The 24,160-nt window shown below is 47.2% G+C and carries 24 protein-coding genes and 1 other RNA gene; 6 read left to right on the forward strand and 19 right to left on the reverse strand.

Annotation, left to right across the window (positions count from 1 at the left end):
* Positions 1-47: 47 nt before the first annotated feature.
* The 9 genes from NE665_RS01185 to NE665_RS01225 all read right to left on the reverse strand — a co-directional run bounded on the left by NE665_RS01185 (position 48) and on the right by NE665_RS01225 (position 6,902).
* Positions 48-221 (reverse strand): 4Fe-4S binding protein, encoded by a 174-nt coding sequence (locus tag NE665_RS01185; protein ID WP_009272164.1) that lies wholly within the window; start codon positions 219-221, stop codon positions 48-50.
* Between the two features lie 149 nt (positions 222-370).
* Positions 371-1,189, reverse strand: coding sequence for a TIGR00282 family metallophosphoesterase (locus tag NE665_RS01190; RefSeq protein ID WP_256302440.1), 819 nt, complete (start codon positions 1,187-1,189; stop codon positions 371-373).
* Entirely contained in the window at positions 1,158-2,711 is a 1,554-nt protein-coding gene (gene rny, locus NE665_RS01195) for a ribonuclease Y (protein ID WP_117441491.1), read from the reverse strand. The genes NE665_RS01190 and rny overlap by 32 nt, the downstream gene beginning before the upstream one ends.
* A gap of 152 nt (positions 2,712-2,863) precedes the next feature.
* Positions 2,864-3,916: a recombinase RecA gene (recA, locus tag NE665_RS01200; protein ID WP_117441490.1), complete on the reverse strand. Its 1,053-nt coding sequence runs from the start codon at positions 3,914-3,916 to the stop codon at positions 2,864-2,866.
* 12 nt (positions 3,917-3,928) lie between these two features.
* Positions 3,929-4,411: a CinA family protein gene (locus tag NE665_RS01205; protein ID WP_117441489.1), complete on the reverse strand. Its 483-nt coding sequence runs from the start codon at positions 4,409-4,411 to the stop codon at positions 3,929-3,931.
* A gap of 2 nt (positions 4,412-4,413) precedes the next feature.
* Complete coding sequence (gene pgsA, locus NE665_RS01210) at positions 4,414-5,004, reverse strand: CDP-diacylglycerol--glycerol-3-phosphate 3-phosphatidyltransferase (RefSeq protein WP_233104492.1); 591 nt, start codon at positions 5,002-5,004, stop codon at positions 4,414-4,416.
* Positions 4,988-5,932, reverse strand: coding sequence for a helix-turn-helix domain-containing protein (locus tag NE665_RS01215; RefSeq protein ID WP_178759945.1), 945 nt, complete (start codon positions 5,930-5,932; stop codon positions 4,988-4,990). The genes pgsA and NE665_RS01215 overlap by 17 nt, the downstream gene beginning before the upstream one ends.
* A 295-nt stretch (positions 5,933-6,227) precedes the next feature.
* An RNA gene (rnpB, locus tag NE665_RS01220) (RNase P RNA component class B) lies at positions 6,228-6,571 on the reverse strand.
* A gap of 7 nt (positions 6,572-6,578) precedes the next feature.
* The gene (locus NE665_RS01225; RefSeq protein ID WP_117441486.1) at positions 6,579-6,902 is read right to left on the reverse strand and encodes a DivIVA domain-containing protein; all 324 of its coding nucleotides are present in this window, start codon (positions 6,900-6,902) and stop codon (positions 6,579-6,581) included.
* Between the two features lie 312 nt (positions 6,903-7,214).
* Between NE665_RS01225 and NE665_RS01230 the strand changes: the two genes are divergently transcribed.
* From NE665_RS01230 to NE665_RS01240, 3 genes are all read left to right on the forward strand, one after another.
* Positions 7,215-9,884: a transglycosylase domain-containing protein gene (locus NE665_RS01230; RefSeq protein ID WP_117441485.1), complete on the forward strand. Its 2,670-nt coding sequence runs from the start codon at positions 7,215-7,217 to the stop codon at positions 9,882-9,884.
* A 131-nt stretch (positions 9,885-10,015) separates the two neighbouring features.
* Positions 10,016-10,633: a Holliday junction resolvase RecU gene (gene recU, locus NE665_RS01235; RefSeq protein WP_256302441.1), complete on the forward strand. Its 618-nt coding sequence runs from the start codon at positions 10,016-10,018 to the stop codon at positions 10,631-10,633.
* Complete coding sequence (locus NE665_RS01240; RefSeq protein ID WP_117441484.1) at positions 10,602-14,066, forward strand: transglycosylase domain-containing protein; 3,465 nt, start codon at positions 10,602-10,604, stop codon at positions 14,064-14,066. Before recU ends, NE665_RS01240 begins: the two co-directional genes overlap by 32 nt.
* Before the next feature lie 236 nt (positions 14,067-14,302).
* On the opposite strand, the gene nth is transcribed toward NE665_RS01240, so the two are convergent.
* From nth to NE665_RS01290, 10 genes are all read right to left on the reverse strand, one after another.
* Positions 14,303-14,950: an endonuclease III gene (gene nth / locus NE665_RS01245; protein WP_117441483.1), complete on the reverse strand. Its 648-nt coding sequence runs from the start codon at positions 14,948-14,950 to the stop codon at positions 14,303-14,305.
* The gene (locus NE665_RS01250; protein ID WP_117441482.1) at positions 14,950-15,486 is read right to left on the reverse strand and encodes a DnaD domain protein; all 537 of its coding nucleotides are present in this window, start codon (positions 15,484-15,486) and stop codon (positions 14,950-14,952) included. Before NE665_RS01250 ends, nth begins: the two co-directional genes overlap by 1 nt.
* Position 15,487: 1 nt before the next feature.
* The gene (locus NE665_RS01255) at positions 15,488-15,946 is read right to left on the reverse strand and encodes a hypothetical protein (protein WP_117441481.1); all 459 of its coding nucleotides are present in this window, start codon (positions 15,944-15,946) and stop codon (positions 15,488-15,490) included.
* 181 nt (positions 15,947-16,127) lie between these two features.
* Positions 16,128-16,808, reverse strand: a complete 681-nt coding sequence (locus tag NE665_RS01260; RefSeq protein WP_117441480.1) for a 5'-methylthioadenosine/adenosylhomocysteine nucleosidase — start codon at positions 16,806-16,808, stop codon at positions 16,128-16,130.
* A complete protein-coding gene (locus NE665_RS01265) occupies positions 16,805-17,518 on the reverse strand; it encodes a class I SAM-dependent methyltransferase (RefSeq protein WP_117441479.1) in 714 nt (237 codons plus the stop codon). The genes NE665_RS01260 and NE665_RS01265 overlap by 4 nt, the downstream gene beginning before the upstream one ends.
* A complete protein-coding gene (rsfS, locus tag NE665_RS01270) occupies positions 17,515-17,853 on the reverse strand; it encodes a ribosome silencing factor (protein ID WP_002608873.1) in 339 nt (112 codons plus the stop codon). Before rsfS ends, NE665_RS01265 begins: the two co-directional genes overlap by 4 nt.
* Positions 17,854-17,869: 16 nt before the next feature.
* Complete coding sequence (gene nadD / locus NE665_RS01275; protein ID WP_117441478.1) at positions 17,870-18,898, reverse strand: nicotinate (nicotinamide) nucleotide adenylyltransferase; 1,029 nt, start codon at positions 18,896-18,898, stop codon at positions 17,870-17,872.
* A gap of 3 nt (positions 18,899-18,901) precedes the next feature.
* Complete coding sequence (gene yhbY / locus NE665_RS01280) at positions 18,902-19,186, reverse strand: ribosome assembly RNA-binding protein YhbY (RefSeq protein WP_117441477.1); 285 nt, start codon at positions 19,184-19,186, stop codon at positions 18,902-18,904.
* On the reverse strand, positions 19,186-20,268 hold the full coding sequence (locus tag NE665_RS01285; protein WP_117441476.1) for a GTPase: 1,083 nt from the start codon (positions 20,266-20,268) through the stop codon (positions 19,186-19,188). The genes yhbY and NE665_RS01285 overlap by 1 nt, the downstream gene beginning before the upstream one ends.
* Positions 20,261-20,785 carry a YqeG family HAD IIIA-type phosphatase gene (locus NE665_RS01290; protein WP_117441475.1) on the reverse strand — a complete coding sequence of 175 codons (525 nt, stop codon included), beginning with the start codon at positions 20,783-20,785 and terminating at the stop codon, positions 20,261-20,263. The genes NE665_RS01285 and NE665_RS01290 overlap by 8 nt, the downstream gene beginning before the upstream one ends.
* 151 nt (positions 20,786-20,936) lie before the next feature.
* Here NE665_RS01290 and NE665_RS01295 point away from each other — a divergent pair, with 151 nt between their 5' ends.
* From NE665_RS01295 to NE665_RS01305, 3 genes are all read left to right on the forward strand, one after another.
* On the forward strand, positions 20,937-21,593 hold the full coding sequence (locus tag NE665_RS01295) for a TetR/AcrR family transcriptional regulator (protein ID WP_117441474.1): 657 nt from the start codon (positions 20,937-20,939) through the stop codon (positions 21,591-21,593).
* Between the two features lie 65 nt (positions 21,594-21,658).
* Entirely contained in the window at positions 21,659-22,915 is a 1,257-nt protein-coding gene (locus NE665_RS01300; RefSeq protein ID WP_117441473.1) for an MFS transporter, read from the forward strand.
* A 21-nt stretch (positions 22,916-22,936) separates the two neighbouring features.
* Positions 22,937-23,977: a M20/M25/M40 family metallo-hydrolase gene (locus NE665_RS01305; protein ID WP_117441472.1), complete on the forward strand. Its 1,041-nt coding sequence runs from the start codon at positions 22,937-22,939 to the stop codon at positions 23,975-23,977.
* Positions 23,978-24,160 lie beyond the last annotated feature (183 nt).

Consider the following 24,160-nt stretch of genomic DNA (forward strand, 5'->3'; position numbering starts at 1 on the left):
TTTTCAATGGCTGACTTACTTAAAAAAACCAAGCTAATTGGCTTGGTTTACTGAGAGATTGCAGAAACTGGACAAGCGCTTACGCATGATCCACAGTCAATACAAGTTCCTTCATCACATACGGATTTACCCTCATCGTTCATGCTCAGAGCACCAACTGGGCAAACACCTACACATGCACCACAACCGATGCAAGTATCTACATCTACTTTAACTGCCATTGTTTATTCCTCCTTTACAACCTCCTCTATTATACCATATACCCGTCGCAGTGCAAGCTTTTCACTATGAAAAAGATGTGAATTTTTCTTCATCCTTCACAGTCAAATCCTATGCCAAAGGTAAGAAAAAAGCCGTGAAACTCACGGCTTTAACATTCTGTCTGTTCGGGACGAATCTGGATGCGTTCTATGTGAACTGCCTTTCTTATGGTTTCATCAATACGAACCACAGCCCCACACAGAATCCCCGGACCATCCGCTATTTTAAACTTCGTTTTCTCATCGGTTGTAAAGCGTGTCAGGATTTCCTGCACATCGCGTCCCAGCACACTGGTATACGCACCGCACATTCCCAAATCGGTGATTGCCGCTGTTCCATATACCAAACGCTCATCCGCCGTCTGAACATGCGTATGGGTTCCCACAACCGCCTGCACTCTTCCGGCAAACTGATAGGTAAAGGCGATTTTTTCACTGGTCGTTTCCGCATGCAGATCAACCAGATAAATATCCGCATCAATGTCATTCAGGATATCCTCCATGCAGAAGAACGGGGAATCCACAACATTGTTCATCCAGACCTCACCGCATAGATTGGTGATGGCAACGCGCATTCCGTTGACTCTTACGACAAGTGTATGCTGACCGTATTCCAACGGCTCCATATTCGCCGGGCGCACCATGCGGTCCGCTTCCTCGATGAACTGATAAACATCATTTTTCGAGAAGGTATGATTTCCCATGGTACATACGTCAATCCCCATAGCAAGGAGCTGATGATAAATCTTTCTGGTAATGCCCTTCCCATGTGCCGAATTTTCGGCATTGGCGACAACCAGATCAATCTCATATTGCTCCTTCAGCCGCGGCAGCTGCTCCCGCACACACTCTCTTCCAACAGAGCCGACAATATCTCCAAGAAACAGAATATTCATGTTATTTCGCCAGTTCGCAGGCTCTGGTTTCACGAATCACTGTCACCTTGATCTGTCCCGGATATGTAAGCTCCGCTTCGATCTTATCCTTGATATCACGTGCCAGCTTATGGCATCCCAGATCATCCATCTTCTCCGGTACAGCCATTACGCGAACCTCACGTCCTGCCTGAATCGCATAGGCACTGTCTACACCATCAAAGGATTTTGTGATTTTTTCAAGCTCCTCCAGACGGTTGATGTAATTCTGCAGGGCTTCATAGCGCGCACCCGGACGGGCTGCGGAAATCGTATCCGCTGCAATGACCAGATTGGAAATCAAGAACTGCGGTTCCACTTCCCCATGATGTGACTGGATGGCATTTAAGACAACCTCACGCTCTCCATGCTTTTTACAGAATTTGTAGCCCAGCTCAATATGACTGCCCTCGACTTCAAAGTCCAGTGCCTTTCCAATATCATGCAGAAGACCTGCACGCTTCGCCAGCTGCTGGTTCAAGCCCAGCTCTGCCGCCATCATTCCGGTAAGGTGAGCAACCTCCATACTGTGCTGCAGTGCATTTTGTCCATAAGAGAAACGATACTTCAAACGTCCGATCAGACGAATGATTTCACGATCGATTCTGCCGATTCCCAGCTTGAAGACAGTATCTTCACCGGTTTTCATGATATTGGTATCCATTTCCTTCTTGATTTTGTGTACAACCTCTTCAATGCGTCCAGGCTGAATACGTCCGTCCTTGATCAGATGCTCCAGAGCCAGTCTTGCGACCTCTCTGCGAATCGGATCAAAGCAGGAAACGGTAATCGTTTCCGGAGTATCATCAATGATCAGATCAACACCGGTTGCCTGTTCGATCGCCTTGATATTTCTTCCTTCACGTCCGATGATTCTGCCCTTCATTTCCTCACTTGGCAAGGATACGACAGATACGGTACGATCTACCGCCTCATCGGAGGAAATCCGCTGAATGCTGAGAGCAACGATATTGCGTGCCTTCTCATCCGCAATGGACTTCGCTTCCTCTTCCTTTTCTTTGATATACGCCATCGTTTCTTTTTCCATACGCTTTTCTGTGATGGCCATCAATTCTTCTCTTGCTTCGGCAGTCGTCAAAGAAGCAACACGCTCCAGTTCTTCTACCTGCACATCAATTTTTTCCTGTAATTCTTTATCTTTTTTATCTAGCATTGCCATTTTGTCAGCTAACTGCGCACTCTTCACATCGATCTGCTTTTCTTTGCTGGTCAATGTTTCATCACGGAAATTCAGGTTGTCTTCTCTGCGCAGCAGTTTGTTTTCCATATCGGTCACTTCCTGCTTGCGTTCCTTAATTTCCTTCTCAGCCGCAATCTTTAATTCATGAGCTTGTGTACGACCATCCAGCACTGCCTGTTTTACCATGGAATCGGCTTTTGTTTCCGCTTCCTTCAACAGCATGGATGCCTTTTGCTGATCTTTATTTAAACCCGCCTTGGAGATAATCACCATGATTACCACACCAATGACAAGACCTGTCAACACAGACAAAAAGATGATAAGTGGATTATCCATACCACAATTCCTCCATTCGTCTTTCTCAGAGAGTTTTCTCTCTGTATTATATTGTACATAATTTTCACATTTTTCTCAACAAAAAAGCGCACTTTTCACAAAAATGCGTGAATTTATGTAAGTGTTTCCATATTTACATAAAAAGAAGAAGCCTATGCTTCCTCCTTTTTCTCCTCACCTGCTTCCGCTTTCTGCGGTGCGGTTTTCTCTCGCAGCTTTGCACCGAGCTCCTCCATCAGTGCAGGATTGCTCTTAATAAAGGTCTTGGCAGCTTCCTTGCCCTGTCCGATTTTCTCGCCGTTATAGGAGAACCATGCTCCGCTTTTCATAACGATATCGTGATCCACACAAAGATCCAGCAGCTCTGCCACATAGGAGATTCCCTCCCCATACATGATTTCAATCTGCGCAACCTTAAACGGAGGTGCAACCTTATTCTTTACAACCTTGACGTTCACTTTATTCCCGATGATATCCGTACCGTTCTTGATAGCCTCACTGCGTCGAATATCCAGACGTACAGAGGAGTAGAATTTCAGTGCTCTTCCCCCCGGTGTCGTTTCCGGATTTCCAAACATGATACCGACCTTTTCTCGCAGCTGATTTATAAAGATTGCCGTACATTCACTGCGGTTCATAATACCGCTCAGCTTCCGCATGGCCTTGGACATCATACGAGCCTGCAGGCCGACATTCGCATCCCCCATCTCACCGTCCAGCTCCGCCTGCGGTACCAGCGCCGCAACGGAATCGACAACAACCAGATCGATTGCCCCGCTCTTGATCAGCATTTCTGTTATATCCAGCGCCTGCTCTCCGCTATCCGGCTGGGAAAGAATCAAATCATCGATATTGACTCCCAGATTCTTGGCGTAGGTAGGATCAATGGCATTTTCCGCATCGATAAAGGCTGCGCGTCCGCCCTTTTTCTGTACCTCTGCAATGGCATGCAGAGCCAGTGTTGTCTTACCGCTTGACTCCGGACCATAAATTTCCACGATTCGCCCCTTCGGGTATCCGCCGATTCCCAATGCCTCATCCACCTTGATGGATCCGGAGGATATTGCATCAATCTCCACAGAAGCACGATCTCCAAGCTTCATAATGGAGCCTTTTCCAAACTGTTTTTCAATCTGCTTTAATGTATCATCCAGCAAATCCTTTTTCTTTGCGTCCTTATCCTGGGACTTTTTCTCTTTTTCCATTCGTCTCTCCTTTTATTCGTCTATTTTCAGGGACTCAGTAGCATCCAGAAAGCGAATGACCTGCTTCCCCATTTCCTCTACAATTGTTTTTCTCAATGCGTTGCGTTCCATCGCAAGATGAAATTCATAGACCTCACAGCGATGCTGATCTGCAATCGCACAATAAACCAGACCGGCAGGCTTTCCCTCCATGGCATCCGGCCCCGCATTACCGGTAAAGGATACGCACAGATCGACATCCAGCAGCACTCTCGCCTTTTCTGCCATCTCTTTTGCACAGGGAGCACTGACGACCCCGTATTCCCTTACAATTTCTTCACGCACGTGCACGACGTTGACCTTGCATTCTGTCCAGTATGTGACAATACCGCCTTTTAAAACAGCAGAAGCACCACTGACTTCTGCTATTGAACTTGCGAACAGACCAGCCGTCAGACTCTCACAGCTGCCAATGGTCAGCTTGTCCTTTTTCAGGCGTTCGATCAATGCTTTCATATTTACATCGTCTCCATGACGATATCCTTCAGCTTCAGGAAATACTGCACGCCGCTTGCCGCAGACACCGCCACTGCCGCATAAAACAGAATATCGGCAACAGGAAGTGATACAAACGCAAATGGCAGGTTGTTCAACAGCAGAAAGATGATGGCAAACATCTGCAGCACTGTTTTCGCCTTACCCATCATACCGGCAGCTACCACCTTGCCCTTAGCACTGGCATTCATGCGCAGTCCATCCACAATCATATCCCGCCATATCATGATCAGCACAAATACCGCAGGCACCACACCGTCCACCGCAAACAGGATGAACATCGTATTCACCAGCAGCTTATCCGCAATCGGATCAATAAACTTCCCAAAGGAGGTAATCAGATTGTGCTTTCTTGCGATATGTCCGTCCAAATAGTCGGTAAAGCTTGCTATCGCAAACAAAACCAGCACAAGCAGCGCCGTCATGCTGACGGCAATATGCGCGCCGTTCACATCAGCACCGAAGGCTTCCGGTAAATCTGTAAACAGATAGATGCAGGCGATAATCGGAACCAGTAGGATGCGAAACATCGACAGCTTATTTGGAAGATTCATTGCTGTCACCCACAATCTCAAACACTATTGTAACTGTTTCACTAGAATTCACAATGGAATCATCCAGCTTTACATTCTTGTCATTGATCTTTAACTGTGTATTATACATGTAGCCGACATAAAGCTCCAGCTTCATACCCTTTTTCACTTTAATATTTCCTTTGGCTGTGGAATTATATTCATAAATCTGAGCTTTGGGGTCCTTAAGGACATCCCCATCAACGCTGGCACTGAATCCGGAGGAGCTTCCTGCAAAGGTAACTTCAAATTTCAGCTCATCCCCGTCCTTCAGATTTTCAATGGTGTAATGTGTAGCATCGGTTTTGGAAATACTGATTTCCTTTTCCTCTTCCTTCTGCTGCTCCTCTTCCTTATCTTTTTCGTCGCTGCTTGGATACTTGTTTGTACCGTTTTCCGTCTGCTCCGGTGCAGTCGGCTGTGCATTATTCGCCGTTTTTCCCTTTCCGGCATCCGATTTCAGAAATACAACAAACGCAAACATAATAACGATTGCCACGACTGCCACAATGGCAATCAGGGATACCAGGGACATATCCGGCTTGCGAAACCGTCGCTTCTGCCGCGTTTTGACATTCGCTGTGGAAACCTTGCTCAGCTTTTCCGACTTCGCGATATTCTTCTCAATTTCCTCGTGATTGATCTGCGCCGACGTAGTAAAGGTCATCGTATAATCATTAACGTCCTTCCGCAGTTCATCCTTGATGTCCTCAAAATCCAGTCCCAGTACATCGCAATAGGATTTCACAAAGAAGCGCAGATAAGACAGATCATCATGAAAAAAGCCGATGTCTCCTTCCTCCAGCGCTTTTATATGTTTCTGAGTCAGGCGTGTCTGATCGCTCACTTCTTCGATGGTCAGCCCCAGCTCTAATCTTTTCTCTTTTAACAGTCTACCGATTTCTTCCATAGAGCACCTCTTTATTTATCTTAACTTGTCACATATCAGTATGAACAGATTTTATAATCTCTATTATTATATCAGTCAAATTCTTTTATGTAAATGAAACGTTCACAAAATTCGTCTTTCACTTTTTTATCCCATAAATCCCTCATTTTCATACCGGAATGCAGCTAACAGCTGGAGTGAACCGGATGTCATCCGCCTTCGCTCCCCTCTCGCTTACCAAGGCTTCTGTAAGCCGGCTTTCTCTGCATGGAAAGAAATGAAAAAGCGAAGGACGCGCCTTCGCTGATTGCTTCCACTGCATAAGCCATGTTCTGTACTTTCTTACGAAAGTGGCAGCCATTTATCTACGTGTTTCCACGTTCCGATCACTGGCTTCGTTTTGCCGTGATTAGATTCCCCTACCAAATTTGGGTTTCTCGCTTGCGGGGTTTACCCGTTCCATCTTTCCGGTTTCCCGAAAAGCTCGTCTCTGTGGCACTTTTAAAGGAGTCCGCCATAGCTTTCACCACAGGCCTTCTCCAGCCGTCAGCTTACGCTGCCTGGATTTATCGTTTCATCCAGCACAAACACTACATTCATCACAGAATGTGCGAGCATGGACTTTCCTCTGACCGTACGGGCCAGCGACTGCCGCAGAAGAAGCAGTTTATTTTTTACTGGCAAACACCGCGTTTTCCAGACGGGTCAGACGCTTCAGAATGTCCACATTGCCGTTTGTAGCAGTGCTTTCCTCCTGAACAGCTCCCTGTTTCCCTTCGAGCTCGATGATTTTCGCCTTCATGGCAGCAACCTGCTTTTCATATTCCTGCAGACGCTCCCCCAGATTCTCAATCATGGCATCGTATTCCTGATAATCATTGATGACAAGATCCAGAAACTCATCCACTTCTACGGATGAATATCCCTTGAAATCTATATTAAACTGTTTATTCAATACATCTTCCACTTTTAGCTTGAATCTTTTTTCCATGAATTTCACCTTCCACTTACATAGTTTCTCAGAATTTCCAGAAAAAAGCAAGGGAAAATTGCACAAACGCACACTTTCCTACGTTTCGACAAACCTGTATATTATTATAAGGTTGCTGCAGGCACACTATGGAAACATGGGACGATGGGATTTCTATGTGAAAATTCAAACGATTTTCTTAAAGCGGTGGAAATCGTTTGTAAAATTGTTTATAGTAGATTATGATATAGGATGTGCAAATGACACAATCATAACTTTAAATATCAGACACACCGATCGTGTGCATTCGATACGACAAGGAGGAAACATCATATGGATAAAAAGCAACAGCCAAAGGCAGGCCGCAAGAAGTCAAGCCAGGGTGGTGGAAGGATATTCCGCAGCATCGTCATCGTTTTTCTGGCACTGGTACTGGTCGGAGGGGTTTCCGTATTCTTCATGCTGAGCACGATTGTCGGCTCTGTGGATACGGATGATCTGGCGGATAAAATCGTCAATCGCGAGCCATCGACATTTTATGCGGCAGACGGCACGAAAATTTATGAATGGGGCGGTGTCAGCCGGGAAAATGTCACCTATAAGCAAATTCCCCAGTCAACGATCGATGCCTTTCTGGCAATCGAGGATTCCCGTTATTTTTCCCATAACGGATTCGACCTTCCCCGCTTTATTTCCAGTGCTTTATTCAATGTAAAGTCCGGAAGCTTTGCGCAGGGTGGTTCCACCCTGACCATGCAGACCATCGACAATTTCATCATGAAGCCGGAGGAGGAAAAGGCCGAAAAAGAAGGCAAGGCGTACTCTTCTCTGGAAAAGGTTAATCGTAAGGTACAGGAAATTTACATGAGTATGAGTCTGGAAAAGGACCTGTCCAAGGAAGAAATCATCACGAAGTATCTGAATGAAATCAATTTCGGCGACAGTGCCCGCGGTATTCAAAAGGGTGCGGAGTATTATTTCGGCAAGAACGTAGAGGAATTAAATCTGGCGGAGAGTGCTTTTCTGGCCGGTGTCATCAATGCCCCGAACAGCTATAACCCATACCGCGGCTATGATAAGAGCACCGGTGATAATTTTTATCAGTATGCGAGCGAGCGTAGAGATGAAACCCTGAATCTGATGCTGAAGCACGGCTATATTACAGAAACGGAATACAAGCTGGCAAAAAGCACCAAGCTGGCATTTCAGCTGACCGGAGAAAAGAAGAAATCATCCGCCGGCTCCGATAAATATTACGATTATGTCTATGAGGCTGCGAAGGAGGTACAGGCACTTACCGGAGAGGATCCTGCCCTTGTTCCAATGAAAATTTATACCTCACTGAATATCAATGCGCAGGATCAGGCAAATGAATTGTCCAGTGGAAAGTCTGTCGAATTTTTCTCGGACAGCAATTTCCAAATCGGATTTACCGTATTAAACAATCAGACCGGAGAAATTGTTGCCGTTTCCGGCGGACGAAGTGACGTGGAATCCAAGACCTATTTGAATCGGTATACAGAACCGAAGAGTGTCGGCTCCACAATCAAGCCCTTACTGGATTATGCACCAACCTTCGACAAGCTGGGATGGGCTACCTCCCGTGTCATGGAGGATAAGCCGTTGAATATCACGGGATGGTCCGTACAGAACTCCGATGGCAATTTCTATGGAAAGGTCAGTTTAGAGCGTGCCGTATCCAAATCCCTGAACACGATAGCTGTACAATCCCTGCAGGCTCTTTTGGAGAGTGAAGGACAGGATGCGATGATACAGTATTTAAAGAATTTAGGTTTCAGTGATAAGGTTGCCGATGCCTTCAGTCTTCAGTATTCCATCGGTGGTTCGGAAATGAAGGGCTCCACAACACAAATGGCAGCTGCCTATGCAGCGCTGGCTAATGGCGGCTATTATATTGAGCCGCACATGGTTACAAAGGTGGAATATAAGGATGAATCCAGAACCTTCGACAACAAGCCAAAGAAAACGCGCGTCATGTCGGAGCAGGCAGCTTATATGATGAGTGATCTGCTGTACAAGGCAGTAAACGGTAAAACAAAGGGAGAAAACCTGATGGGTTCCCTGGGCTTTGGCGCCTACCCTGTCTATGGTAAGACAGGTACCAGTGACTGGGCTGACTTGGGTGTGGCATATGGTATTCCCGTTCTTGCAATGAAGGATGAATGGATGATAAATTATACGAGCGAATATACAATCGCGACCTGGTCAGGTTTTGACGCCGCAAAGGAAGGCGCATATTTCACGATGGATATGATCAACGCCAATATCCCCGGCTGGATCAACAAATCCATGCTGGATACCATCAGCTCCAACGCTGTACGTATTCAGCAGCCGGATGGCATCAGCTCCTATGGTGGTGGTCTGATCAAGACAGAATGGCTCTCCTCCGCAGCTAAGAACAACCCGATGACGGAACAAAATGCAAACATCACTCACAGCAAGCTGGAAGCGGCAATATCCAGCGCTGCAGGCATGAATGCCGATGATTATACGGCAGAAAGCTATGCCAAGCTGAAGGAAGCTCTGGATGCCGCACGAAAAGTGATGGCGAACTCTGCGGCAACGCAGGAGGAAATCGATGCGGCACGAAGTGCATTGGAAGCCGCCATGCAGGGACTTGTGAAGAAAGAGGAAACACCGAAAACGGACACCTCGGCATTAAGCTCGGCCCTGAACAGTGCACAGGGCTATGTGGATACCACCAAATATCAAAGCGATAAGGTTGCGGCTTTGCAAAGTGCGATCAGCAGCGGAAACAGTGTGCTCGCAAATAAGGACAGCACACAGGAACAGATTGATGCGGCAGCTGCTGCCATCAACACGGCTGTACAGAACTGTATCAGCTCCCCTGTGCAAACCACACCGCCGGCAGATACCGGAGGCGATACGAACAACGGCAACGGAACAACACCGGCTCCGGACAATTCGCAAAACACGCAGAACAACCAAAATAACCAGAATAATCAAACACCAGCACCATAAAGCAGGACAGGATCAATTTATGATCCTGTCTTTTATTCTTCACCTTTATAAAAGTAAAATTTTCCAACAACATTGCCCTCAAAAGTAGAAATAAGAAGGAAATTTGTATATAATAGAAAAAGGTGATAAATGTGATAGGATATCCAAATAGAAAAGCGATGCCGACACCAGCTGTTAAAGCCCAGGATAACCACATGGGACGAGGGATGTCATTGGAGAATGATTTGAATGATTCCAATGCATATTACTGCAGCTGTGATCGTGCATTGATACATAAGAAGCCGACACCGATACAGGTTGTCAAGGTCGATTACCCTGAGCGCAGTGCCGCCAAAATTACGGAAGCCTATTATAAAACACCAAGTACAACAGATTACAACGGTATCTATCGTGGAAGAGCAATCGATTTTGAAGCCAAGGAAACAAGACAGAAAACCTCGTTCCCCTTCAAAAGCATACATCCGCATCAGATTGAGCATTTAAAAAAGGTGATACAGCATGGAGGAATCGGTTTTTTCATTATCCGTTTTACCTGCTTTGAAGAAACCTATCTGATTGATGCCGCTATACTGATTGACATGTACTATGAGGGAGAACGCAAATCAATATCTTACATGAAAGTGAAGGAAGTAGGTTCCCTTATCCGTATGGGTCTGACACCGAGATTATGTTATCTTGATAACGTCGATGCCCTGTACTTCAAGGAGGAAAAATCATATGGAACAAAATCCAAACGAGGAAACGGTTGATGTGAATGCATCACCGCAGCAACCAGAAGCAAAGGACACCTTAGAAACAACAGATGACATGGATTCACAGGCTTCCGTGAAAACGGAGGGTTCCACGGAAGCTGATACAGTAGCTTCACAGGATAAAGAAGCTATAAAGGAAGCCATACCGGAAGATACAGCATTGGAAGCCGAACCTGCACAGGATACAGAAAAAGCGGATGCCGAGGCTGATACGGAAGCTGGCGCCACAGAAAATACTGCGGAAGAAGAAAAGACAGAAACCGCGGATACCCTGCGCGAGGAGTCAGTCGCAACCGCAGTATCCGATGCTGCAGCTGCAAAGACAGAAGCTGGTGCAGAAGGGACGCCGTCTGCTTATGACACCGAGGAAATCACAGCCGCAGATACACCCATTTCTGAGAAAGCTACACCTGCAGAAGGCACTTCCGAAGGGAGTCTGGAAGACGCCGTTTCAGAAGCTGAGGCTTCCGCAGAGCAAACTGTGCAGGAGCCTGCTTTGGCAGAAGCTGTTGATTCAGACAGTCGGAATGAGGAAGCTATCCCTGCAGAAGATACTTCCGAAGAGCGTCCAGAAGACACCGCTTTGGAAGCTGAGACCTCAGCAGAGCAAGCTGAGCAGGAGCCTGTTTCACTAGAAGCCGTTGAAACGGACAACCGAAATGAGGACGCACCTGTCAGTGAGGAAGCTGTTGTAGCTGGCTCTGCCAATCGAAAAAAGAAGCCTAAGAAAGACAAAGGTAAGCTAAGCAGAGGGCGTAAAATCGTCAATGGCATTATCATCGCGTTTCTGACAGTTACCTTGCTTGGCAGCGGGACAGGTGCTTATCTGCTTTACCATATCGCACATAAGGCTGATCCGGATGGCATGGTAGAAAAGATGAAAAGTGATGAGCCGTCTGTATTCTATGCAAGTGACGGTAAGACAATCATCGGAGAGCTGGGAGAAGAAAGCCGTGAAAACATCACCTATGAACAGGTTCCGCAATCTACAATAGATGCCTTTCTGGCGATTGAGGATTCCCGTTTTTATTCTCATAACGGCTTTGACCTTCCCCGCTTTATCTCCAGTGCATTCAATAATATGAAATCTGGAGATCTTTCGCAGGGAGGCTCTACGCTGACCATGCAGACGGTTGACAATTTCATCATGAAGCCGGTGGAAGATAAGATGCAGCAGGAAGGAAAATATTTCAGCACCAAGGAAAAAATCGAACGCAAAATTCAGGAAATTTATCTGAGCATGTGTCTGGACGATGAATTGAGCAAGGAAGATATCATGACCAGATATCTGAATCAGATCAACTTCGGTCAGCATACCCGTGGAATCCAAAAAGGTGCACAATATTACTTTGGCAAAAATGTAGAGGATCTGAACCTGTCGGAAAGTGCTTTCCTCGCCGGTGTTATCAATGCACCAAACAGCAACAATCCCTACAACGGCATCATCGACGGTGACAATTACTATCAGCAGGCTATGAAGCGGCGGGATGAAACGCTGTATCAAATGCTGAATCACGGCTACATAACAAAGACCGAATACAAGCTGGCAAAAGCAACAAAGCTGGCGTTCCAGATTGCTGGAGAGCCGGATGCTGCTGAGCTGGATCCCTATAAGGACTACGTGCGTGCTGCAGCGGATGAAATTATCGATAAATACGGGGTCGATCCGGCTACAACGCCAATGAAGGTATACACCGCATTGGACATCAATGCACAAAAAGCCGCAAACAAGGCATCCAGCGGAAAAGTTGTCGGCTTGACCGATAACAAGTATTATCAAATCGGCTTTACTGTCCTGAATAACAAAAACGGTGAAGTCATCGCGGTGAGTGCAGGCAGAACCGACATCAAATCCGCAGACGGTCAGGTGCATTTCCGATTCCGTGAGCCGCATCAGCCTGGTTCCAGTATTAAACCGATTTTTGATTATGCTCCATCCTTTGATAAGATTGGCTACTGTACCTCCCGTGTATTTGTGGACAAGGCGATCAGCTTCGGTAACTGGAATGTTGTAAATGCATATGGAACATACAATGGTAAAGTATCCATGGAGCGTGCGATTGCACAGTCCCTGAACACCCCTGCTGTACAAACCTTTGACGCCCTGTTAAATCGCGTTGGCTATGATGAAATGATCAGCTATGCCAAGAAAATGGGCTTTGATCCAAATGTCGCAAAAAATATGGATATTCAGTATTCCATAGGCGCTTCCGGTATGATGGCCTCCCCGACCGAAATGGCAGCGGCTTATGCGACACTAGCGAATGGCGGCACCTATAATGAGGCGCACCTGGTACGGAAAATCGTATACAAGAACGAAGATAAAACCATCAAGGCCAAGGTTCAAACACATCAGCCGCTATCTCCACAGGCTGCCTACATGACCAGCGATTTGCTTTATCGGGCAATCTTTGGGAAAGATAGTGGAATGAATTTAATGAGTCAATTAGGCTTTGGTGCCTATCCGGTATATGGAAAGACCGGAACGAGTGACTGGGCGGATGATGCCTGGAAGTATGGCGGTCCTATGAAGGATGAATGGATGATCAATTACACAAGCGAATACACCATCGCTACGTGGAGCGGCTTTGACAGCGGGATCGAAGGCAAGCCTACATATATCAGCGAGGATATTCTGAATGCCAATATTCCGGGCTGGATCAACAAATATATGCTGGACAGCATCGCAACCGGAAATGAGCATATGATATCCAGTCCAGGCGGCATTAGCAGCTATGGCGGCGGGATGATCAAATCTGAATGGCTGGCAAGTGCCAAGCAGAACAATCCATTAACAATAGCAAACTCCAAAACAAACAATAAGGCATTGAAATCTGCAGTAAGCTCTGCCAAGGGTATGAAATCCTCCGATTATACGGCGGAAACCTACAGCAAGCTGCAGGCGGCAATTGCAGCTGCAGAAAAAATTCTAAAGGATGATATGGCTCCACAGGAGGATATTGATAAAGCGAAGGCGGATTTGCAGGCGGCAATGAACGCTCTGGTATCCAGCGCAAATAAGAGCAACCTGAATGCTGCCCTTACAAAGGCTGCAGGCATCAATACCTCTCTGTATACACCAGAGAGCATCAACGCATTAAACGCAGCCGTAAACAGCGCAAAATCTGTATATGACAATAAAAAATCCACACAGGCGCAAATTGATGCACAAACCTCTGCCGTGAACAATGCCATCAACACGCTGGTACAGAAGCCGGTGATCAGCCGGGATGCATTAAATGAAGCTATCAACAAAGGAAATGCCATTAACCGCAACTCCTATACGGTAGAAAGTATTCTGAGCTTTGAAAGTATCTTGAACACCGCAAAAACGGTATATGGTGATGCAAATGCCACACAGGCACAAATCGATGAACAGACAGCGAAGGTAAACGCTGCTCTGACAGAGGTTTTAAAGCCTGCACAATAAAAATCAGGAAAGGATGATTCTCCCTTGCATCATCCTTTTTTTCATCCTTTCGCATACAAGCATGCGTACTACGTACCTCATACCCTCTTTGCATAAAGATATACCGTACAGCGATGCTCTAGAATTTTTTGCAGCTCGTTAACCTGCCTACAAAGATTGCAGCAGGCAATTCGATATTCATATTGAATTGAGCTTCGATCTGTATAAACAAAAAAAACGACCCGCTATGGATCGTTTTATGCCTTTTTGGAGGCTCGATATGCTTCCAGCTTATCCTTTTTACAAAACTCCTTAAACGGACATTCCTCACATTTCGGATTTCGTGCCGTACAGAAGTATCGTCCGAAGAAGATGAAGAGATGATGCGCCCGGTTCCAGCGTTCCCGCTTCAGCTTACGCTTTAGCTTCTGTTCTACGACCTCCACACTATCCTGCACCTTAGCAAGCCCCAGTCGCTTGGAAATGCGCTCTACATGCGTATCCACCGCGATACTCGGAATATCAAAGCAGACACTGCGAACGACATTGGCGGTCTTACGGCCAACACCTGCCAGCGAGGTCAGCTCCTTCATGCTTTCCGGCACTACCCCGTCAAAGGATTCCAGCAGCGACCTGCTGAGGTTTTGAATGGAACGCGCCTTGTTGCGGTACAAACCGATTCTGCGAATCTTATCCTCAATATCGTGTATGTCTGCTTCCGCCATCGCCTGCGGCGTACTGAAGGCTTCAAACAATGCAGGCGTTACTTTATTCACTGCCGCATCCGTCGTCTGCGCTGACAGAACAACAGCTACCAGCAATTCAAAAGCGTTTCTATGCTCCAGCTCACAATGGGCATCCGGAAACATTTCTTCCAGAATATCCAGAATTTCATCCGTTGTCATCAGCGCTCTCCCCCTTCGTATTTCTCCGCTGTCATACCGCGGTTTTTCCATTCCACCAGAATACGCTCTATGTAATCAAAGCTTTTATGATCGTAGGTCAGCGCTTCCCGCAGCGCATAGCAGATCAGCTTCTGCTCATAGTCTTTAAGCCAGTCAGCCATACGCTGCAGCTCCATCTGTGACAGCGGTCTGCCGAACTCCGATTCAAACAGATCGAATAAAGACTGATCAAACGCCAGACTTTTTTCACTGTTATCCGCAAATACACCATCGATATTAAACAGGATTTTCCCATTTTGGAACTGCAGAGCCAGATAGCCCTTGGCACTTAAATGAGAAAGGATATCATCAATTTCATCGGAATCCTTTTTCAGCTTATCTGCCAGTATACCATGTGTGATTGGAATCTGATGCTCATTCATAAAATCGATCATTAAAACCACCATGGTTTCCTCAATGGTAAGACTCAGCTCCTTCAAATGATCCAAAATCCAGTCTCTGCGGTTGATACAACGCTCATTCCACCACTTTTCCATATTATGCTTCTCCCTTTTTCAGATAATACACTTCCTTCAGACTATCATAATCCAGCAGAATCTCTCCGGCAGAGCATTCCACAACATACACCGGATTATCATATCCATACCCCAGTGCAACCTGTATTTCCTTTGCGCCATAGCGCTTCTGCACTTCCTGCCTTACCTTTTCCGTCTGCTCTGTATCCTTTTTTCTGGATACGATTGCCTTGCCTTTATCATTAAACCAGACATAATTGTCCGCATCCTCCCCCACATAGGTGATGTAATAGAAGGCATCACGCCGCAGGTTTTTTATTTCCTTATACGTATCCCGGATGGCACTCATCTGTTCATTAATTTTCTCTTCATATTTACGGGATGGTCCGCTGATAAAGATCGAGGATTCCACAAGCAGTACAATCGCCAGTACAGCAAGCAGTCCGATACTGATTGCCAGCGATTTACCATTGATTTTCATTTCGTACCTCCTGTTCACTTCTGTCTTTTATTATACACAATTTCAGAGGATTTGTCTTGAAAAACCCTCTCAGTTTCCCAAAACAGCTGCTTTTCCCGCCGACCTTATCATTATACCAGAATTCGCTATCCCTGCCCATGTGCCGGATAAAATTGTAAGAAAAAAGACGGGTTTTTCCGTCTTATGCCATGCGCTTCATCAGCTCCCTGCAAAAGCTTGCACTGCGTGAGGAGGCATGCTTTACATAGGTCATGAAATCCATGTGGGAATCCTTTTGATGGGCAACATCGGAAAGTGAGCGCAGTACAACAAAGGGAATGTGATAGTGCGCACACACCTGTGCAATCGCACCGGCTTCCATCTCCGCACAAATCGCTTCCGGAAACAGCTCGTTCAGCCGCTGCAGCTGCGCTTCCTGTGCAATGAACTGATCTCCGCTTGCCACCAAACCGCGATGCACCACTACTCCCAGCTGCTTTAAGGCCTGTTCACAGATATCTCCAAGGTCTTGATCCGCTTCAAAATACAGACCGATTCCCTCTGCTCCATCCACAGGACTCGTATCATAATCATGCTGAACGACCTGTGTACTGATAACGGCATCCAGAATGCTCTGCTGCGGCATCAGACCCCCGGCTGTCCCGATATTGACGATACAATCAATCGAAAAATGCTCCAGCAGAATCGTCGTTGCCATACTGGCATTTCCTTTGCCGACACCGCTTTTCATCACAAGCAGCTCCTTGCCGGCCAGTGTTCCCTTATCAAAGTCGATACCGCTTTGAATCAGATGCTCATGATTTTCCATAATGGATACGATCGCATCCACTTCCTTATCCATTGCTGCGATAACTGCTATCATTGTGTACCTCCTGCTTTCGTGCAGATATAAAACTGCTTTTCTCCCTCACAGATTCCCGCCTGTGTGAAATCCGTATAAACCTCCACCTGAAAGCCGGCGTTTTTTAATTCCGCAAGAATCCAGGCGGGCTCATAAACTCTTTGCTCATGCTGTTCCAGTGTCACACGGCCTTCGCTGTCATAAAAAGCAAAGTTCTGATAAATTCGGTCATCCTCACTGGTGATGGTCCACTGGTATTCCAGATTCTTAACATGACCTGCTTCATTGTATTCCTCTGCAAATTCCTCCAGACGATCCATGGAGTGCATATCCACAAGAAAAACACCGTGATCGCGCAGATGCTGATAGGCGCCCTGAAATAACGCACGCACCTGCTCGTCCTTTAATAGATAATTGAAGCTGTCGCACAGACAAAGGATACCATCATAGCTTTTATCCATATGCAGATCACACATGTCCATGACACTCCATGTCACCTGTTCACTGCCGCGCTTCTTTTTTGCTTCCTCGATCATGGCAGCAGAAAGATCACTCGCAGCAACGTGATAGCCCTCCTGTGCCAGAGCGATGGTAATTTCTCCGCTCCCGCAGGCCAGCTCCAGCAGCTCTGTTCCCTTGATATGCGCCTTGATCAGCTCCACCCAGCAGGCAGTCGCCTCATCATCCTTTACCAGCGCATCATAGACATGTGCCAGAAGCTCATACATCATAATGAAAAGTCCTCATGCGGCAGATCGGCATACAGCTTCTCCAGCTGGAAATGGTCACGCTCCTCATTCATGAATACATGAACGACGATACTGTTTAAATCGACCAGCACCCAGCGAGATTCACTGTTTCCTTCCATCGCACGAATCTCGTAGCCGTTTTCACGAACCCGATCCTTGATATTATCGGCAATCGCATGTGTCTGCCGTACACTTGGCGCACTGCAGATGACAACGTGATCAATGAAGGGATTCAGCTCGCGAAAATCATACAGCAGTGGGCGTTCCCCCTTCTTTTCATCGACTGCCTTTTGTACAATGCTCAATAATTCATCCATATAGTAGCTCCTTACCTTATTTCAATGTGCCTTCTTTTTTTAAATAAGCCTCCTGCTGCTGTTTCACAACACGATAGCCCTCCCGCAGGCTTTTCCTGCTGATTTCAATTTCCCTGCTGGAATCATAGCCGCGCGATGGGTCCAGCTTGTCTGCGATAAACAGAATACGATCATAATCCGTTCGGTTTCTTCCCTTCACATGATGATAGATCGCCTGCAGAATCCGCCGGTCACGAATATGAAAAACCTTATTCACATAATCCGCTCCGATATAGCCATGCCATATAGCGGCCGCTTCCTCCAGGTGATCCGGCATATGTGCATGCATCCATGCCTTCGCCTTTTCGTATGGAAGCTGCTTGCATACATCGTGTGCAATTCCCATAATATAGGCAGCCTTAGCATCCAGACCATGAGCCTGCGCCAGTTCGACACACAGCTGTGCAACCGATTGACTGTGAAGATAGCGGTGTTCATTCATCTGCTCCTTCACCATGCTTTCCAGATACAGCGCATGTGCCCCCATAAATGCACGGACAGCTTCCGGCACCTGATACAGCTTATGTCCCTTACGGATTTCGCTGCTGGATACCGGAATCAGCTGCATGACGACACGCTGAAGACCAGCGGGCAGCGCTTCAGCATGCTGCTCTCTTGAAAACACATAAAAGGGCAGCAGTTTCTTCAACTCCTCGCTGTCTTTCCATCGGTCGAACTGCCTTGCCTGATCATCCCCGATCAGCCAGCAGAAGGAATGCATTGGATAGCGCTTTTTCAGCTCCTTCACCGTACGTATGGTATAGGAGATACCCTTTAGCTCATGCTCCAGCGTACACAGCTTCATATGACGATATGGCTTGATTGCAAGAGCTACCATAGCCGCCCGCTTTGAAAAGGAGGCAGCCTGCTCCTGCTTTAACGGCGTTGCTGCACTCGGCATAAACCATACCTCATCCACGTGTAGCTGCTTTAATGCCTGCTTTGCAATCTGCAGATGTCCGTTATGTATCGGATCAAAGGCTCCGCCCAGTACCGCGATCCGCATATCCTATAACCCCAGCTTGTTTTTCTTGCTTCGCCGATACAGCGTAAAGGTACGTCCGATCACCTGTACCACCTCGCTGTGTGTTGCCGCACTGATGGTAACGGCAGCCTCGTTAGCCGTTATCGCACAGGTCTTTAAAAGAGACACCTTGACCAGCTCATGCGCTTCCAGAGAATCGGATATCGTCTTGATCAGATTTTCACTGACAGCATCCTTCCCCATCTGGAAGAGCGGTTTTCTTGTCTGCGCAATCCCACGCAGTTCACTTTTCTGTTTTCCTGTCAACATTATATCATCGCCTTTCTAAACGTTACATTGCCCTGTTGTGCCACATAGACATGCAGGCCAGCCACATTCCCGCTGATACAGAACCAGCCTAAGCCATGGATCACGACATCCAGCTTGTGCTCCTGCACATGTCCATATGAAAATTTTTTCATCTGCCCTCTTTCTCCAATCACCGGAGAAAGGAGTTCATCATAATGCTGTGCCCACAGTTCATCCGCTTTTTCCTGCTTGCTGCGATGCAGCGGCAGCCTTTCCGAAAAATAGGCAACACAGCTGACCTGTTCACAGCCAATCAGATCCAGTCGGACAAGACCGCCCAGCGACAGTGTCTGACTGCCCTTCAGCTGATAGCCTCTGGCCTTTAAGGGCTTTAAGGGAATCACCGTTTTCAGCAAACGGTCATCCACGTGCGTCAGCAGGGAATCCATACGAGTTAATCCCGGTGTATCATAGAGCTGATAGCCCTCCATCGCTATGGAATTGAAATCCAGTGTAGTACCCGGATGACGTGAGGTAGTCAGATCAACGCCATCACAGATTGCATTCAAAAGAGTGCTCTTTCCGGCATTCGCCATGCCCATGACAACGACGTCGCGCCCCTGACGGTAATGGGCGATTGCCGCACACACCTCATCGACAGATGCATTATCCTCACGCCGTGCATGCTCAGCCAAATCCCCGCAGACCACGATTCCCTGTACACAGATTCCCTCTTCCTTTAATCGGCGCAGCAAAAACTGTGAAAGCTTCTCATTGCCCAGGGTTGCCGGCAGCAGATCACGCTTGGTTGCCACCATAAGGATATCCTTGCCCAGCAGATGGCGGTTGATTCCCGGCAGCAGATTGGATTCAAAATCAAACAGATCGACCACCCAGACTACAAGCGCATCCATGGCATTGATCTTTTGCAATACAGCATCACTGTCGATTCCCTGCTTCATACTGATGACCACATCATCATAATGCCGGATACGGAAACAGCGCTGACAATAGTCTGCCTCCATTTTCGGTGTATATCCGATTGCGGCGGCATCTTTGCTCTGCAAAACGACACCGCAGCCCTTACATATTTTATTACTCATCAAACTCTCCTTTACGAAGCCGCCCGGTCTTGCGCAGCAGCTTAAATACGATATTTTCAAAAACCCGATTAAACTTTGTGAATGACAAATCCCTGGTCACGACAGGTGCTGTCAGAACCGTATGCAGCCCCACTAGATTGGCTCCCAGAATATCCGTCATCAGCTGGTCCCCGACCACAGCGACCTCCTTCTTATCAACACCCTGTTCCTTCAGCATTCTCCGGTAGGTTTTCGGCAGAGGCTTCATGGCAAACGGATAACAGTCCGCCTGCAGTCCCTTCGCAAAGGTTTCAACGCGCTCCTCCACATTATTACTGATAAATACGACCCGAATCCCCGCCTCCTGCATACCGCGAATAAACTGTACAGCCTTTTCATCGGGCACCGCCACATCATGCGGTACCAGTGTATTATCGATATCACAGACGAGCAGACGGATACCACGCTTTAACAGATACTCTGGGCGCAGCGCCGAAAAGCTATGGATATAATAATCGGGAGTAAACAGCTTCAACATCCTCATTTCTCCTATCTTTCGCATAAACCATATCTATTTTATCATATTTCCCTCTCACTTCAAACTGATTTTTCACACGCGTGCTTTACAACTCCTGCCGGATATGGTAGGATGTATACATACCAAACGTATGTATGATAAAGGAGGAGCTATGGCACGCAATAAATACCCGCAGAGAACCGTGGAGAAAATTCTGGAGGTTTCTCTGGCACTCTTCAATGAGAAGGGCTATGAGAAAACAACGATACAGGACATCGTCAATGCCCTCGGTATGAGCAAGGGCGCCATCTATCATCACTTTAAATCCAAGGATGAAATTATCGAAGCATTGAGTGAGCGCTGCTATCACAATGATACCCAGATGGAGCTGCTGCGAAATGCCAGTGATAAAACCGGTATTGAAAAGCTGCGCGCCATCATTTACCGGCAGATTCAAAATGAAGAGAAGCAGCAGATCGACACCATATCCATAAATCTTTGGAAGAATCCGAAAATCTTCATGAGCGGTATGGCTGAGAATTTAAGTGTCAATTCGCAAATCGTGGAACGCATTTTGCAGGAGGGGATGGCAGATGGCAGTATACGCAGTCAGGATCCGCTTTGTGCCGCACAGGTGCTGATGCTGCTGTTGAATTACTGGATCTGCTCCCCTATCGTCTTAAAGGAGCTGGATGCGATTCCAACGAAGGTTGCCTACTTTCGCACGCTGTGTGATTCCATGGGCATACCGGTCATCGATGACCCTCTGGAGCAGGAGCTGACAAGCTATTTCCGTATCCTTGCACAATCCATGCATGAGCTACCCTGACGGGTAGTTTCTCTTAATCATTATACATACCGTCGTTTGGTATCATGAAGAAAGGATGTTCCCTTATGAAGGCATACAATCGTAATTTTATACTCATGATCATCGGACAGATCATTTCCCTGTTCGGCAACGCAATTCTGCGTTTCTCCTTATCCCTCTATGTATTGCAGGTTACCGGCAGTGCATCCATATTCGCCACCATTCTGGCAGTCTCCATTCTACCTACCATTCTGCTTTCCCCCTTCGGCGGTATTCTGGCAGATCGCGTAAGCAGAAGAAGCATCATGCTCGGTCTGGATTTTCTGACGTCCTTTCTCATCTTCGGCTTTTCCATGGTGAGCGCACAGGGCTTCAGCGTCGTACTGGTTGCCATTCTCATGATATCCCTGTCCATCATACAGGCGTTTTATCAGCCCTCCGTACAGGCAAGCATTCCCCTGCTTGTTTCTGAGGAACAGCTGATGCAGGCAAACGGCATCGTTGTACAGATCAATGCACTTGCCGCACTGCTCGGGCCTATTCTGGGCGGCTTTCTGTTTTCCTTCCTGCCGTTTTCTCTGCTGCTGAATATCGCTGCGACCGCCTTCTTTCTTTCCGCTATCCTGGAATGCATCATGCGCATCCCCTTTCAGCGCGTGGAGGCAAATGGCTCCATGCTCTCTATTATACGAAATGACAGTCGCCAGAGCCTGCATTTTCTGCGGCATGATAATCCGACCCTCATTCATCTGTTACTGCTCTTAGCGGCATTGAATCTGGTGCTTTCCAGCTTTATCACTGTCGGTCTTCCTGTGATTTCCAATATCACCCTGCAGCTGCCGCCAACCTTTTACGGCTGGCTGGAAGCCGCAACCGGTATCGGCTCCATTGCCGGCAGCATTGCACTTCCGTTCTTTTTAAAGCGGGTGGATATGTCAGGGGCATGGCGCTTTCTATTGAGCGGCAGTCTGTTTCTGCTTCCAATGGCACTGGTTTTATTCTTAAAGACCCCCGTATATATCGCATATGGCTGCATCTTTGTATCCAGCATCTGCATCATGCTGTTTGCGGCTCTATTCAATATCTATGCCCAGACCTTCCTGCAAAAATCCACACCGAATCATCTACTGGGTAAGGTGGCATCCATGGTCACCATGGTGGTGATGTGCTCCTACCCGATTGGTCAGTCCCTGTACGGCATTCTGCTGGAGACCTTTGCAGAACGCGTCGATCTTCTGATACTGTTTGCCTGTATCGCCTCCCTTATCATATCCCTCCTTAGCAGAAATGCATTAAAAACGATTGGAAATGATTGTGAAAAGGAGGCTGTCCTGATACAATAAAAACGTTTAAGGAGGCATATCATGGAATATCATGTAGAAGAAACAACAATCGCGGCATTGACAAGGACGCTGATTGAAACGCCGAGTCCGGTCAGCTATTATGAGGAAATTCATCCGTTGATGGAACGCCTTGCAAAGCAGTATGGGTATACGCTGACATACGATCGCAAGCGCACCGCTTATATTCAGGTAGAGGGCGAGGACACCACAAAAACGGTTTGTGTCGGTGCTCACCTGGATACCATCGGTCTGATGGTTCGCCACATCAACGATAACGGAACACTGGCTTTGCGTAATCTGGGAGGCATCAATTATAACAATATTGAAGGCTGCAGCGTTCAGGTGCATACACGGGAAGGAAACACGATTACCGGTCTGTTGGCCTGTACGTCTCATTCCACGCATGTATTTGATGATGCGAGAAGCGCCGTTCGCGAGGAATCCAATATGATGGTCATACTGGATGAGCTGGTACACAGCAGTGATGAGGTGCGCGCTCTGGGAATCGAGCACGGGGATATCATTTCCATCGATCCGGATTATCAGTATACAAAAAGCGGCTTCATCAAATCCCGCTTCATCGATGACAAGGCGGCAGTGGCAGCTGTGTTCGCTGTGCTGGAGGACTTACAAAAAACCGGCAGAAAGCCGCAGTATACCACGTTGTTCGCCTTTCCGCTATATGAGGAAATCGGACATGGCGGCGCCTATCTGCCACAGGAGGTCAGCGAGTATGTCGCTTTGGACATCGGTTTGATCGGTCCGGACTACTGCGGCAGCGAAACGAAGGTAAGCATCTGTGCAAAGGATAACTATACCCCTTATGATAGAGCACTGACAACGAAGCTGATTCGCCTTGCCAAGGAAGCGAAGCTGGATTACAGCGTGGATGTATTTTATCACTACGGCACCGATGCCAGTGCAGCGATACGCGCAGGAAATAATGTGTATGCTGCAGCATTCGGTATGGGCTGCTTTGCATCTCACGGCATGGAGCGCTGTCATATACAAAGCGTTGTGCAGACGGCTCAGCTGCTATATGCATATCTGCTGAGCAAATAGAAAACAAATCCCATCTCAGAAAACAAGCGATGCACACAGGCATTGCTTTTTCTCGCTGCCTGCTTCCTTCAGACCATAAGCTGCACTGCACAGGGCAGCTTGCATACAGGCACCGCTATGCGCTGATCAACAGTCTGTCTCCTGCAGCTAACTGCACCTGTATCCCATATCCTTTAACACAGA

Origin of the sequence: Clostridium sp. DFI.1.208 (genome assembly GCF_024463855.1) — a bacterium.
In the GTDB taxonomy this organism is placed as follows: Bacteria; Bacillota_I; Bacilli_A; order Erysipelotrichales; family Erysipelotrichaceae; genus Clostridium_AQ.